Annotated in this window: 14 protein-coding genes and 3 tRNA genes; 6 read left to right on the top strand and 11 right to left on the bottom strand. The window is 56.9% G+C overall.

The genetic code is table 11. From position 1 onward, the window contains the following. Positions 1 to 9: 9 nt before the first annotated feature. The 3 genes from EH55_RS10850 to EH55_RS10840 are packed head-to-tail and all read left to right on the top strand — an operon-like array spanning position 10 to position 2,653. Positions 10 to 1,056, top strand: a complete 1,047-nt coding sequence (locus tag EH55_RS10850) for an ABC transporter permease subunit (RefSeq protein ID WP_037977770.1) — start codon at positions 10 to 12, stop codon at positions 1,054 to 1,056. Next, the gene (locus tag EH55_RS10845; protein WP_037977768.1) at positions 1,056 to 2,144 is read left to right on the top strand and encodes an ABC transporter permease; all 1,089 of its coding nucleotides are present in this window, start codon (positions 1,056 to 1,058) and stop codon (positions 2,142 to 2,144) included. Before EH55_RS10850 ends, EH55_RS10845 begins: the two co-directional genes overlap by 1 nt. A gap of 2 nt (positions 2,145 to 2,146) precedes the next feature. Continuing rightward, a complete protein-coding gene (locus EH55_RS10840) occupies positions 2,147 to 2,653 on the top strand; it encodes a DUF6672 family protein (RefSeq protein ID WP_037977766.1) in 507 nt (168 codons plus the stop codon). 293 nt (positions 2,654 to 2,946) lie between these two features. On the opposite strand, the gene EH55_RS10835 is transcribed toward EH55_RS10840, so the two are convergent. The 11 genes from EH55_RS10835 to EH55_RS10785 form a co-directional block, all read right to left on the bottom strand. Beyond that, positions 2,947 to 3,022, bottom strand: a tRNA-Glu gene (locus EH55_RS10835). 9 nt (positions 3,023 to 3,031) lie between these two features. Further along, positions 3,032 to 3,107: transfer RNA gene (locus tag EH55_RS10830), tRNA-Lys, on the bottom strand. A gap of 260 nt (positions 3,108 to 3,367) precedes the next feature. Beyond that, positions 3,368 to 3,940, bottom strand: a complete 573-nt coding sequence (locus EH55_RS10825) for a 2-oxoacid:acceptor oxidoreductase family protein (RefSeq protein ID WP_037977763.1) — start codon at positions 3,938 to 3,940, stop codon at positions 3,368 to 3,370. A 12-nt stretch (positions 3,941 to 3,952) separates the two neighbouring features. Beyond that, positions 3,953 to 4,783: a thiamine pyrophosphate-dependent enzyme gene (locus EH55_RS10820; protein WP_037977761.1), complete on the bottom strand. Its 831-nt coding sequence runs from the start codon at positions 4,781 to 4,783 to the stop codon at positions 3,953 to 3,955. 2 nt (positions 4,784 to 4,785) lie between these two features. Continuing rightward, positions 4,786 to 5,916 carry a 2-oxoacid:acceptor oxidoreductase subunit alpha gene (locus tag EH55_RS10815; protein ID WP_037977758.1) on the bottom strand — a complete coding sequence of 377 codons (1,131 nt, stop codon included), beginning with the start codon at positions 5,914 to 5,916 and terminating at the stop codon, positions 4,786 to 4,788. A gap of 2 nt (positions 5,917 to 5,918) precedes the next feature. Further along, on the bottom strand, positions 5,919 to 6,119 hold the full coding sequence (locus EH55_RS10810; protein ID WP_037977755.1) for a 4Fe-4S dicluster domain-containing protein: 201 nt from the start codon (positions 6,117 to 6,119) through the stop codon (positions 5,919 to 5,921). Positions 6,120 to 6,277: 158 nt separating this feature from the next. Then, positions 6,278 to 6,925 carry a tRNA (adenosine(37)-N6)-threonylcarbamoyltransferase complex dimerization subunit type 1 TsaB gene (tsaB, locus tag EH55_RS10805; protein ID WP_051682846.1) on the bottom strand — a complete coding sequence of 216 codons (648 nt, stop codon included), beginning with the start codon at positions 6,923 to 6,925 and terminating at the stop codon, positions 6,278 to 6,280. Continuing rightward, positions 6,926 to 7,435 carry a tRNA (adenosine(37)-N6)-threonylcarbamoyltransferase complex ATPase subunit type 1 TsaE gene (gene tsaE / locus EH55_RS10800; protein WP_037977752.1) on the bottom strand — a complete coding sequence of 170 codons (510 nt, stop codon included), beginning with the start codon at positions 7,433 to 7,435 and terminating at the stop codon, positions 6,926 to 6,928. Next, positions 7,410 to 8,942 carry a bifunctional ADP-dependent NAD(P)H-hydrate dehydratase/NAD(P)H-hydrate epimerase gene (locus EH55_RS10795; protein WP_051682845.1) on the bottom strand — a complete coding sequence of 511 codons (1,533 nt, stop codon included), beginning with the start codon at positions 8,940 to 8,942 and terminating at the stop codon, positions 7,410 to 7,412. The genes tsaE and EH55_RS10795 overlap by 26 nt, the downstream gene beginning before the upstream one ends. Further along, positions 8,942 to 9,310 (bottom strand): holo-ACP synthase, encoded by a 369-nt coding sequence (gene acpS / locus EH55_RS10790; RefSeq protein WP_037977749.1) that lies wholly within the window; start codon positions 9,308 to 9,310, stop codon positions 8,942 to 8,944. Before acpS ends, EH55_RS10795 begins: the two co-directional genes overlap by 1 nt. Continuing rightward, entirely contained in the window at positions 9,307 to 9,960 is a 654-nt protein-coding gene (locus tag EH55_RS10785; RefSeq protein WP_037977747.1) for a glucosaminidase domain-containing protein, read from the bottom strand. The genes acpS and EH55_RS10785 overlap by 4 nt, the downstream gene beginning before the upstream one ends. Before the next feature lie 294 nt (positions 9,961 to 10,254). On the opposite strand from EH55_RS10785, the gene EH55_RS10780 reads away from it, so the two are divergent. From EH55_RS10780 to EH55_RS10770, 3 genes are all read left to right on the top strand, one after another. Further along, positions 10,255 to 10,342 (top strand) — tRNA-Leu (locus EH55_RS10780). Positions 10,343 to 10,544: 202 nt separating this feature from the next. After that, positions 10,545 to 11,723, top strand: a complete 1,179-nt coding sequence (locus EH55_RS10775) for a tyrosine-type recombinase/integrase (protein WP_037977744.1) — start codon at positions 10,545 to 10,547, stop codon at positions 11,721 to 11,723. A gap of 106 nt (positions 11,724 to 11,829) precedes the next feature. Continuing rightward, positions 11,830 to 12,566 (top strand): IS256 family transposase (locus EH55_RS10770; RefSeq protein WP_037977743.1); only part of this gene is annotated, 737 nt, incomplete at its 3' end.

Below are 12,566 nucleotides of genomic sequence, written 5' to 3'. Positions count from 1 at the left end.
TGAAGAAGGATGAAAAACACAGTGCAGAAATTTATTGAGGACGCAGGCTGGCCGAGAATAATAATCGGGCTCTTCCTGTGCGCGCTTTTTATCGCCGCGCCCTTCGTCGGCGTGCGAATCGACGCCTCTTTATCGGACACGCTGGTCCGCGTCGGCATGAACGGCATACTCGTGCTCGCGATGGTGCCGATGATTCAGTCCGGCTGCGGCCTTAATTTCGGACTTCCGCTGGGTATCATCTCAGGACTGCTCGGCGCGGTAACATCGATACAGATCGGCATCAGAGGCGGCGTGGGCTTTTTGATTGCGGCTACGATAGCGATACCGATCGCCGTCGTGCTCGGCTGGCTCTACGGCCAGCTGCTGAACCGCGTCAAAGGAGACGAAATGATGATAGCGACCTACGTCGGCTTCTCGTCGGTCGCGGTGATGTGCATCGCGTGGCTGCTGCTCCCCTACACGAGCCCTACGATGATCTGGGGCTACGGCGGTTCGGGGCTGCGCACGACGATAAGCGTGGAGGGCTTCTGGCTCAACGCGCTCAGTAAGTACGTCAAGATACAGATCGGCGAATTTTTCTACGTGCCCGTCGGGATGTTCGTCTTCTTTGCTACGATCGCCTTCCTCGTATGGGGCTTCTTCCGCACGAAGGTCGGCACCGCGATGACCGCGGTAGGCTCCAACCCTGAATTCGCGCGCGCCTCCGGCATCAACGTCGACCGCATGCGCACGCTCTCGGTCATCCTCTCGACAGTGCTGGGAGCGATAGGCATCCTGGTCTACGAACAGAGCTTCGGCTTCATCCAGCTCTACATGGGGCCGTTTTACATGGCTTTCCCCGCCGTAGCGGCGATTCTGCTCGGCGGCGCGTCGGTCAACAAGGCATCGATAATCAACGTCGTCGTCGGCACCTTCCTCTTCCAGGGCATACTGACAATGACGCCCTCCGTCATCAACAGCGTCATGCAGACGGACATGTCTGAAGTCATACGCATCATCGTCAGCAACGGCATGATACTATACGCGCTGACGAGGAAAGTGGTGGTGAAGAGATAATGGCGAAAAAACGTGAACTGAAAAGCCTGCTTGCGGATTATGCGGTGCCTATCGTATTCATAGGCCTATCCGCCGTGGCGATACCGCTCTCGGGCTTCTCCGCGACATATCTGATTCAGGAGATGCTGACGCGCCTGGCGAGAAACTCCTTCCTCGTACTTTCGCTGCTTATTCCGATCCTCGCTGGAATGGGGCTCAACTTCGGCATGGTCTTAGGCGCGATGGCGGGACAGATCGGGCTGATATTCGTCACCGACTGGGCAGTCGCCGGCTGGCAGGGAATGCTGCTCGCAGCGATCGTCGGCATGCCGATAGCCATCCTGCTCGGCTACATCTGCGGCGCGGTCCTCAACCGCGCAAAGGGACGCGAGATGGTAACGTCGTACATCCTCGGTTTCTTCATCAACGGCGTCTACCAGTTGATAGTCCTCTATTGCATGGGCAACATCATCCCGATATCGAACCCGCAGCTCGTGCTCTCGCGCGGATACGGCATCCGCAACGCGATCAACCTTACGGGGCTGCGCCATACGCTCGACAACTTAATTCCTTTGCAGATAGGGACGATCAGCGTGCCGGTAGCGACCTATATCTTGATAGGGGCGTTCTGCCTCTTCATCATATGGTTCCGCCGCACGAAGCTCGGGCAGGACATGCGCGCGCTGGGGCAGGATATGGCCGTCGCGGACGCCGCCGGCATCCCCGTCGAACGCACGAGAATAATAGCGATAGTGATATCGACTGTGCTCGCCTGCTTCGGACAGATAATATTCCTTCAGAACATCGGAACGATGAACACCTATAACAGCCACGACCAGGCCGGCATGTTCGCCATCGCCGCGATACTCATCGGCGGAGCGTCTGTCAGCCGCGCGACGATCACGAACGTCTTCGTCGGAGTCGTGCTCTTCCACCTGATGTTCGTCGTATCGCCGATGGCCGGCAAGGAGCTCATCGGACAGGCCCAGCTCGGGGAATATTTCCGCGTCTTCGTTTCCTACGGCATCATTGCCCTGGCGCTCGTCCTCCACGCGTGGAGGCGCATGAGGGATAAGATCGAAGCCAGACGGAGCCTGAGAGGAGAATAGTCATGGCACGCAGCGTCAACCAAAAAAAGCTCTTCATCCGCCTCGCGCTCATAGTACTGCTCGCCGTCATCTGCCTTGCGCTCTTCTACTTCGGCAGAGAGCATGACGTGCTCATCGACAACCGGACAGTCACTATCGGCGGCAACGAATACAAGGAAATAGAATACATGAACGTAGTCGTAGACGGCGACGAGGAAAAATCCGGCGAATACTACGCCGGCGACCGCGATATGATGAAGCTCAAAGGACCGAGCCACAAGATCAAGGTAATCGTAATGGACGAAGAGAGCGAAAAAGTCATAAAGACGGTCGAGCGCAGTCTAAATATCGGCGCGGCGCGCGGCGTGATGTATTCGCTTCCGGCCATCGTCGCAGAGGCTTCCGAGATAGCGCTGCCCATGCCGAAGGAAGAGGCGCCTGAACCCGATTCCTCTGAAGAAAGCGGCGCGTCGGGCTCCGAGGAAACTCAGCCTGGCAGCGAAGAGCAGCAGACTCCCATATCCGAATAAGGCATCTGATTATTTAACTAACGTATGCAAGGGCGGGGCGCGCGGATGAAAAAATCGTCAGCGCGGCCCCGCCTTTAACGTTCAAGACAAGCTCCATAGTTCATTCCTGCGTCGGGCATATTTCCTTTTATACCGAGAGCAGGGGTAACCCGGGAAGCGGAGGATGTCGGCCGGACTTTTCACAATATCGGTTCCCCGCGCGCAAAAAAACCGCGGACGCGCCGGCGCTTCTTTTCAGATTTTTATCTTTTTATCACCGTAATGGATCGAGTAAAATATCAGCGAATAGAAAATGGCGGTCCTAGCGAGATTCGAACTCGCGTCGCCGCCTTGAAAGGGCGGTGTCCTCGACCTCTGGACGATAGGACCGTCAAAAAGTGGTGAGCCGTCCGGGACTTGAACCCGGGACACCCGGATTAAAAGTCCGGTGCTCTGCCAACTGAGCTAACGGCTCGCTAATGTACCACGAGGAGCTATTATACAGTATTTTTAGATTTTGTCAACACGCGCAAACGCCGCGGCGCGGCTCGGGCAGCCGCTTATCGCGCACTAACCGCTCAAAGGCGCGGGCTTTGGGACTTTAACGCGCTACGGCGCTCCGCCGCAAAGATTCGTCAACGGAAGCGGCAAGTTCACCTGGTTTCTTTCAGAGCGCAAAAAAATGAGAGGCCCGCTTAAAGGAGCCTCTCAAAAATCGATTATCTGCTTAAAGGATTATTTCTTCCTCGCGGCCACCGCTTCACACATCATCTTGTAGCCCTCGTCGAAAGCTTTCTCGTTGAGCTCTTCCGTTCCTTTAGGAACGCGGGCAAGTATGGCGTCCTTGATGGCCTGCGGTTTCGTAAGTCCCTTGTCTTCGAGGGCCTTCGCCGCAGTGCCGAGCGCTACCATGTTGACGACGATCTCGCGGCCGAGCTTCTCGCGGGCCGTTTTGACGATCGGCAGCATGTAGACCTCGGCGTCGAGCTTCGGAGGATTTGTGACGAAGAAGTCGTCGAAGATGACCGTAGCGCCTTTCGCCGTATCGTGGCTGTACGTGTCGCAGGCTTTCTGCGTAAGGATTATCTGCAGGTTCGGATGCGAGGCCTTCGGATAGTCTATCTCCTCGCGGTCGTAAACGACCTCCGACTTCGACGCGCCGCCGCGGGCTTCCGGCCCGTAAGCCTGGCTCTGAACGGAATTGAGGCCTTCCGTACGGAGCGCGGCCGCTTCACCAAGGATCACCGCGGCGAGGATGACTCCCTGTCCGCCGGATCCAGCAACGCGAATTTCAAAACGATCGCCCATGATCCGTACCTCCTAATTCTTTGCCTGAGCGCGCGCTATCACGTCGTTGTAGCGGTCCGTGTACTCACGCGCGTTCTCGATGTTCACAAATTCGCCGACGATGAGCTTGCCCTCAAGTTCTTCTGGCGTCATCTTATCAGCCTGCGCCTTAAGGACCGTATGCTCTTTGAGCCACTTGATGTTGTCCGTCGGGCGGCTGCGCTTGTTCTTGCGTCCGAACTGCGTATGGCAGTACGTAACGATCTCTACGACGGCGAAGCCCTTCTTCTGGTGCTCGATGGCATTTTTGATGAACTGCTCGCACTGGATGGGGTTGGCGACCGTCGTACGGGCGACGTATGTAGCTCCGGCTCCAGCCGCGAGCTTGCAGACGTCGAACGTCGGGTCGATCGAGCCGTACGGCGCGGTGGCCGCGAAAGCGCCCTCCGGCGTCGTCGGGGAGGCCTGCCCGCCGGTCATCCCGTAAATGTTGTTGTTCATAACGATGGCGGCGATACCGATGTTACGGCGGCAGGCGTGGATGAAGTGGTTGCCGCCGATAGCGGTGCCGTCGCCGTCGCCCATGACGTTGACTATAGTGAGTTCAGGGTTGGCCATCTTCACGCCGGTAGCGAACGCGAGCGAACGCCCATGAGCGGTGTGAAGCGTGCAGGCGTCTATGTATCCGGGCATGCGGCTCGAGCAGCCGATGCCCGACGAGATGCATACCTTTTCCTTCGGTATCTTAAGGTCTCCGATGGCGCGTAGAATCGCGTGCATGATGATTCCATGTCCGCACCCCGGGCACCATATGTGGGGCATGAATTTTGTGCGCAGAAGTTTCTTTACGTCTTCGCGTGGCATGGTTACGCCACCTCCTTGATGAAGGACATGATCTCAGCCGGCTTGTATAGCTCGCCGTTGATAAGGTTTTTCGCGATGACCTCGCAGTTCGCCTTGACGGCCCTCTCGACTTCGCGAACCATCTGTCCGGCGTTGAGCTCCGGAACGATGATGCGCTTCACTCTCTTCGAGAACGCGGCTATTTCTTTATCCGGGAAGGGCCACAGAGTGATGGGACGGAAATGCCCGACCTTCACGCCCTGCTCGCGGAGCTCGCGGATAGCGCGGAGCGACGAGCGGGATACCGAGCCGTAGGAGACGACGACAATCTCGGCGTCATCCATAAAGTCTTCTCTGTATTCGACGATCTCGTCGCGGAAGCGCTCGACCTTGCGGACGATTCTGTTCGCCTTGAGGCCGATGTCGGGCGCGTCGTTCGTCGGGAAGCCCCACTCATTCGTCGTAAGTCCAGTTACATGCCAACGATAACCGTCGCCGAAGGCCGGCATCGGAGGAACGTCGTCGGCGTCAGCACGGTAAGGGATGAAATCGTCCGGCGCAACCGTCGGCTTCTTACGGTCTACTATTTTATACGTTCCGGGCTCTGGAATCGTTATCTTCTCGCGCATATGTCCGATAACCTCGTCGGCCATGACGAGAACGGGCTGGCGGAAACGCTCGGCCATGTTGAAGGCTTTGATCGTTATCGTGTAGCACTCAGGAATCGAGCACGGCGCGTAAGCGATCGTTCCGTGGTCGCCGTGTGTCCCCCATTTGGCCTGCATGACGTCGGCCTGGGAAACTTTCGTCGGAAGCCCCGTCGAAGGGCCGCCGCGCATTATGTCGGCGACTACGATGGGGATTTCAGCGATGTAGCCGAAGCCGAGGAGTTCCTGCTTGAGGGAGATGCCGGGGCCGGAGCTTGCCGTCATCGCTTTTTTGCCTGCGATAGAGGCGCCGAGAGCTGAGGCGATTCCGCCGATTTCGTCTTCCATCTGGACGAATTTGCCGCCGAGCTTCGGAAGCTCCTCCGACATAGTTTCCATTACTTCTGTTGACGGGGTGATAGGATAGCCGCCGAAGAATCTGCATCCGGCGGCGATAGCGCCCATCGCTATCGCTTTATTACCCTGCCAGAATTCATTCTGGGCCATAATCATTCACGCTCCTTAACAGTGACTGCCATATCCGGGCAGATGTTTTCGCACTGGCGGCAGCCAATGCAATCTTCCGGACGAACCGCTACGCTCTTAACCTGATCGTTGAGTTCAAGAACCTTCCTGGGGCATATAGCGATACAGAGGCCACATCCTTTGCACCATTTCTCTACAATTTCGATGTTGAACTTCTTCGCCAAAAGACCCACCTTCCTTCCACACGTCTAATCGATTTTGTCTGTCAACCAAGACTATGAACGATTGGCATAACTTGCTGTATTATGCCAAATATCTCTAATATATTCAAGCTTAACAATGAATTCTTTATTTTCTGACAACTATCGAATGTTGTGAAAATTTATTCTATTGGACCGATATCCGGAGCGCGAAGATAATTTCCGCTTATCTTCCGCGGCTCTTCCGCGCTGGAGGCGCACGCTTCGCCAAGCAGAGCGGCCGCGCCGCCGGACGCGCTCTCGCGCTCTACTATTTCGCGGCCGCTTTCGCGCAGCGCCGCCAAATGCCCTATGTCCGGCGTCACTACCACCGCGTCGGGATAATCCTTCAGCATGACGACAAGCCCTGCTTCGGAAAGGAACGACGGCGCGGCGAGTTCCTCTCCTCCGGCGTAGACCGCCGCGTAGCAGTAGCCGCGCCGTGCCTTGAAAACCGGCGCGACGCTCCTGTATTCGTCTTTAATATCCCAAATGAAAGCTTTAAGGGAAGAGAGGGGCGCGACTTTAAGGCCGAGGGCTTCGGCGAGCGCCGCGCCGTACGCCGTGCCGGCGCGTATGCCCGTATAATAGCCCGGCCCCGTGCCCACCGCTATCAGATCTACGTCGGACAGCTTCAAGCACGCTTCGGCGAGGACCTCGTCCACCAATATCGGCAGTTCCTCCGACTGTTTCCTGCCGAGCTTTTCGTTGCGCTCCGAGAGTATCCTGCCCCCTGACGCGAGGCCGACGTTGGTCCAGCGCCCGGAACACTCCACCGCAAGCGTTATCATTTAAAATTCCTCCGTTTGTGAGCCCTTCTCTATATTTTCGGCAAGCGCTTCGAAGGTTCCGCGCGCCTCTTCGCCGCGCAGCGTGAAGGTAAGCAGGCGATTCTCTCCGTTTCCCGCGAATTCGACGTCGATGCGGCATTCGTTAGGCGGGTTTTTCCATTTCTCCGCCCACTCTACAGCCGCGGCGAAGCCCTCTTCGAGATATTCCTCTATGCCGAGCGACTCGATCTCAGCCTCGTCGTCTATACGGTAAAGGTCGACGTGCAGGAAAGGCGCACCTACGTCGTATTCGCGCATGATGACGAACGTCGGACTCTTGACACCGAACGCTCCGAGCGCTGCGCCGATACCCTGTGTGAATTTCGTCTTCCCCATCCCCAGAGTCCCCTTCAGCAGCAGCAGCAGCCCCGGGCATATATTCTCGCCGAGCGTCTCGCCGAGAGAGAAGGTCTCCTCCGGCGACGAAGTCGCCGCCGAAAAAGAATTATCTGAGTATCGACGGAATTTCATCCGCTATCTCCGTCGCAAGAGTCCCGCGCACGCCGCGCTTCGCTTCAAGCGCTTCGCCGGCCGTGGCGTGCGCGAGCGCGCCCGCCGCGGCCGCGTCGCCGACGGACATGCCGGAGGCTATGAACGCGCCTATTATGCCGCTCAACGTGTCGCCGGAGCCCGGCACGGCAAGGACAGGAGAGCCGGCCCCTATCATTTTCAGGCTGCAGCCGGACGCGACGAGCGTGTCCCTTCCCTTCAGCAGCGCGTTTCCCGTCTTATACGTGAGCTTGCGCGCGCACTCCGCCCTCTGCGAGTCGACCTCCGCGGCCGACATTCCGAGAATCCGTCCGGCTTCCGCGCTGTGCGGCGTGAGAAGGACGTCCCCACGCGGCGGCAGTTCTGCTCTATGGCGCGCGAAGAACCATAGCATGTCCGCGTCGAGCAGCATAGGCAGGGCGCAGCGATGCCACAGCCAGACAAATAATTCATCGGCGCCGTCGGAACGGCCGCATCCGGGGCCCGCGACGACGGAGGCGCACTTCGGCGCTATTTCGGAAAGCACGTTCTCGGCGTCCCTGCTCAATATTTCGCCGCCTTTCACCGCAAGAGGAACGACGATGGCCTCCGGCAGTTTTTCCGACGAGTAAGGCGCTATGAATTCGGGTACTGCTAGAAAGACAAGCCCCGCTCCGGCGCGCAGCGCGCCGCGCGCCACAAGCAGAGGGGCCCCTCTGTATTCCGCGCTCCCGGCTATTATGAGCACGTTCCCGCGCTGCGTCTTGTGAACGTCCCTCGGCAGCTCCGGCATGAAGCCTCTCATATCCCCGCCCGTCAGCAGAGTGAGGGCAGGTTCCTCCGGCAGAAGCGCAAAGGGCGGCACCCCTATGTCGGCGGTGACTACCTTACCACAGACGGACTTAGCCGGTTCAAAGGCCATTCCGAACTTAGGCGCGAGGAACGTCACCGTTACGGCGGCCTTCGCGCAGGGCTCGTAAACGGCGCCGCTCGCAGGATCTATGCCAGAAGGAATGTCGAGCGCGACGATATTTTCGTATCCATCAAGCAGCGCAAGAAGCCGCGCCGCTTCCTTCCTTGGCGCTCCCGTCGTACCGGTGCCGAGAAGTCCGTCAATCACACAAGCGGCTTCGTCGAGCAACGCCGATATTTCTGCATCAGTCATTTCCGGAGTGTCGCAGATTCTCAGCTTTTCGCTTTTCAGCCTGCGCAGAATCGATAAATTGACGGCGGCGTCGTTTTTGTACCTTCCATCGTCGGCGCACTTCAAAACGACGACATCGGCGCCGCCTATCAGAAGATGGCGTGCCGCGGCAAAGCCGTCACCGCCGTTATTCCCTACGCCCGCCAACACGACGAAGGGGCCGCGCGCGCCGTCCGCCAAAAGCCCCGCTTCGCGCGCCGCGCTCTTCGCGGCGTTTTCCATCAGCACGACGGAAGGCACGCCGCACTCCTCTGCCGCTATGACGTCCGCCCTGCGGATATCGGCCGGAAAATAATATTTCTGCATCAATCTCCCTCCAAGACGACCACGGCCGCAGCGACTCCCGCTTCATGCGTGATCGAAAGAAAAACGCGCTTCACGCCGCGCTCCTCAAGACGGCGCCTGAATTCCCCGCTGAAATTAAAAGCCGGGCCACTCTCGCTGCGCAGCACCTCGCACGCGCCGAGCCCGATAGAGGCAAGCCCCCAGCCTCCCGCCTTCGCGAGGGCCTCGCGCGCCGCGAACGCCGCGGCAAAATGGGCGGCCGCCGCCTCGCCTTCGCCGGCGTAGTCGATCTCTGCCGGCGAAAAAACACGCTCGGCGAAGCCCCCGCGCGAAAGGGCCTTTTTCATCCTCTCAATGTCGCAGATATCTATGCCTATTCCGCGAATCATAGGACCTCCTCCCCTCTCAGCGCCGACAAGATCACATCCTCCTGCCACTTCTGCAGAATCTTGAAGCCTCTGGCGTTTTCAAGCTGAGAATGGAGCCTCTTTCGCCACAACGGCCCGTATATCTCCGGCGCGAGTTGAACGGCTTTTTTCGTGAGCTTTTGGAAATATTTCCCATCCGTCGCCCATCTGCCGTTCTTCCCGAGATAGAGGCCGCAGATATAGCCCCAGATGTTTTTATAGCAGCGGGCTGAGAGAGGGTAATCGTCGCGGACTTTGCGCGAGTAGTCTCTAAGGAATTTGTCTATCGTTTTGTATTTGCGGAAGGAGGAACGCACAGCGACGCTCTTCCCGCCGATCTCCTCGCCGCTGTAGACCTCAATGCAAGGCATCCCGAGAGCGACCCACGCCCTGTTCGCCTTTATCCCGGCGCCGTTGCGCCCATCGCGCCACAGCCTGCTCCGCCAGTCGCCGGTCTCGTGCGCGCAGTGGACCGCCGCGCCGAACGCGTTCACGGCCTTATAGCGCTGCGCGGCCCGGTAAAAATCCATCGTCGTGAAGGCGCTCGCCTCAAACGCCGGCATCGCGGCGGCAAGGAAAAGCGCGCAGCCCAAAAGGGCGCACAGGCGTAAAAATTTATACGCTTCAGGCATCGTAAAATAATTTTTATCCGTCTTCTTTCACCGCCATCCCTCGGCGCAAATAGGCGCAGACGCGCTCCCGTCTCCTGCGCCTTAGCCTTAGCGCGCGCAGTTATATTATACAGGAGGAATCGCGCAGCGGGCGCAAAAAACCCGCAGCACCGCGGCGCGCGCGGGCGTAAAACCTTCGCACCCTTCGGAAAATGTAAATATACGGAGCGCGCAAACGCGGCGCAGGCGGAAATATCAAAGTCCTTGCCAAATCGGCAAATAATTGATAGAATACTTTCGTTCTTCGGGGCACCTGTCAGGGTGGCGGAACTGGTAGACGCGCTAGATTCAGGATCTAGTGGGCATAACGCTCATAGGGGTTCAATTCCCCTCCTTGACACCACTTTTAAATACCTAAGCACCAGTAAGCGATATAAAGTGATTAAAAAAGCCTGTCTCAGACAGGCTTTTTTTGGTTGTTTTGCTTTTTGGAGCACCCCTAAGTAGTGTATAATAATCAAAAGTATTTTGTGTCTCAGGCGTGTCTCTGTGATGCCTTCGATGCAAAATATTGATTTTGAGACACAAGCAAGGGGGCAAGTCCAGTGATAACCGAAAAGGAGTTGAGGAAGGAAGTCGCGCGGATTTTGGGTTCTGGGAAGCGCGGGGAGGTGCCTATCGAGAACGGGCTTGTGCTTGACGTTATGACTTCTGGGAAGACTGCTTGGCGTTTTCGTTTCCGCGAAAATGGGAAGAGCCGCAGGAAGTCGCTGGGAGATTACCCGCTTGTTTCTCTTAAGGACGCACGCACGAAACGCGACGAGATGCGCCTTGCTGTATTGAGAGGAGAAAGTATCGTCAGGCCGGCAAGAAAAGCAGCTACTCTTCGGGAGGTTTTCGAAGAGTGGATGGCCAATCAGATTGAGCCGCAATTTACAGAGAAGTATGCCTCTATCTTGAGGATCCGCATGAAGCCGCTTTTAAGGGATTGCGGCTCGATGTTGGCTGGAGAGATCAAATCATCGGATATTCTGAGCGTGATCCGGAAGGTCGAGGCTAAGGAGCACTACGAAACGGCACACCGGCTGAAACAGCTTGCGGGACAGGTGTTCCGGTATGCTATCGCTACAGATAATGCTTTGATGGACCCCACTTATGCGTTACGCGGGGCCCTGCACGCAAAAAATGCAAAACATTATCCGCGCATTACCGACCCTGCCCGTGTCGGGCAACTGATGCGGGCCATCAGGGACATGGGACAGTCTCCCGTGATGAGAGTTTTGCTTGCTCTACATGCCTATACATTTGTCAGGCCTAAGGAGCTGAGGGAGGCCGAGTGGGCCGAGTTCGATTTTGATAATGCCCTGTGGAGGATACCACCGGAGAAGATGAAGATGCGCCGCCCACATATCGTGCCGCTGGCAAAGCAGGTTATTGATCTCCTGAGGGGGCTTTATAAATTGACCGGGCACGGGGCTTATTTGTTTCCCGCACAAACGTCAATGGACGGCTCGCGGCATATATCCGAGAACGCCGAGAATAAGGCGCTGCGGGATAGAGGCTATATGCGAACGGAGATGGTAGGACATGGCTTTCGCGGTATGGCCTCTACACTCCTGCATAATGCCGGTTGGAATTCACAGGTAATAGAAATCCAGCTTTCGCATATAGACAGCAACAGCGTGCGCGAGAGTTATAACGACGCCGATTATATGGATAAGCGCGTCGAGATGATGCAGTGGTATGCTGATTATCTCGACGCGCTGAGAGACGGGGCGAAGTAAAGGCGGCTATTTTGAGAGTATAACAAATTCTGTGTAAACTCCATAGAGAAGAAAGCAAGCCTCCTGGATTGGTGTTAAGATAAATTCAATCCAGGAGGATATTTTTATGGCAAGACAGAGAAAACTGACACCGGAAAGAAAAGCGCTTATTCAGAGTCTCCTTTCCCACTACAAACCGGAAGACGCCCAGGACGTACAGGCTATGCTGAGGGATCTTCTCGGAGATACGATCCAGCAGATGCTGGAAGCCGAGATGGATGACCATCTCGGTTACAGCAAATATGACTACAAGAACAAGCATACAGATGACAGCCGCAACGGCTACAGCCCTAAAACAGTCACCTCTTCGGCCGGAGATATCCCGATCGACGTCCCCAGAGACCGCAAGGGTGACTTCGAACCGCAGTCAGTCAAAAAGAACCAGACCGATATCTCAAATATAGAGGATCAGGTCCTGTCCATGTATGCAAAAGGCATGACGACCCGGGATATCTCGGCTCACCTGCAGTCTATCTACGGTGTGGATGCCTCTGCTGAAATGATTTCGCGAATGACGGATCGAATTCTGCCGATTGCCAAAGAATGGCAGAACCGGCCGCTGGCCAAAAAGTATGCAGTCGTCTTTATGGACGCCGTGCATTTCAATGTGAGGCAGGACGGCCGAACCGTCAAGAAAGCCGTTTATGTTGCTATTGGGACAAGACTGGACGGGCATCGTGAAGTCCTTGGCCTGTGGGTCGGCGGAAATGAGAGCGCCAAGTACTGGGTCGGTGTCCTTAACGAGATCCGTAATCGCGGCACCGAAGATATTTTCATTATCTCCGTCGACGGCCTGACAGGCTT

Source organism: Synergistes jonesii (assembly GCF_000712295.1).
Taxonomy (GTDB): Bacteria; Synergistota; Synergistia; order Synergistales; family Synergistaceae; genus Synergistes; species Synergistes jonesii.
The sequence above is the reverse complement of the archived record's forward strand: the minus strand, read 5'-3'. Positions and strand labels throughout refer to the sequence as shown.

What these genes read in the sequence shown, in the direction of transcription:
- EH55_RS10850 (WP_037977770.1), top strand. Translation starts at nt 10, where the DNA reads ATGAAAAACACAGTGCAGAAATTTATTGAGGACGCAGGCTGGCCGAGA.
- EH55_RS10845 (WP_037977768.1), top strand. Translation starts at nt 1,056, where the DNA reads ATGGCGAAAAAACGTGAACTGAAAAGCCTGCTTGCGGATTATGCGGTG.
- EH55_RS10840 (WP_037977766.1), top strand. Translation starts at nt 2,147, where the DNA reads ATGGCACGCAGCGTCAACCAAAAAAAGCTCTTCATCCGCCTCGCGCTC.
- EH55_RS10825 (WP_037977763.1), bottom strand. Translation starts at nt 3,940, where the DNA reads ATGGGCGATCGTTTTGAAATTCGCGTTGCTGGATCCGGCGGACAGGGA.
- EH55_RS10820 (WP_037977761.1), bottom strand. Translation starts at nt 4,783, where the DNA reads ATGCCACGCGAAGACGTAAAGAAACTTCTGCGCACAAAATTCATGCCC.
- EH55_RS10815 (WP_037977758.1), bottom strand. Translation starts at nt 5,916, where the DNA reads ATGGCCCAGAATGAATTCTGGCAGGGTAATAAAGCGATAGCGATGGGC.
- tsaB (WP_051682846.1), bottom strand. Translation starts at nt 6,925, where the DNA reads ATGATAACGCTTGCGGTGGAGTGTTCCGGGCGCTGGACCAACGTCGGC.
- tsaE (WP_037977752.1), bottom strand. Translation starts at nt 7,435, where the DNA reads ATGAAATTCCGTCGATACTCAGATAATTCTTTTTCGGCGGCGACTTCG.
- EH55_RS10795 (WP_051682845.1), bottom strand. Translation starts at nt 8,942, where the DNA reads ATGCAGAAATATTATTTTCCGGCCGATATCCGCAGGGCGGACGTCATA.
- acpS (WP_037977749.1), bottom strand. Translation starts at nt 9,310, where the DNA reads ATGATTCGCGGAATAGGCATAGATATCTGCGACATTGAGAGGATGAAA.
- EH55_RS10785 (WP_037977747.1), bottom strand. Translation starts at nt 9,960, where the DNA reads ATGCCTGAAGCGTATAAATTTTTACGCCTGTGCGCCCTTTTGGGCTGC.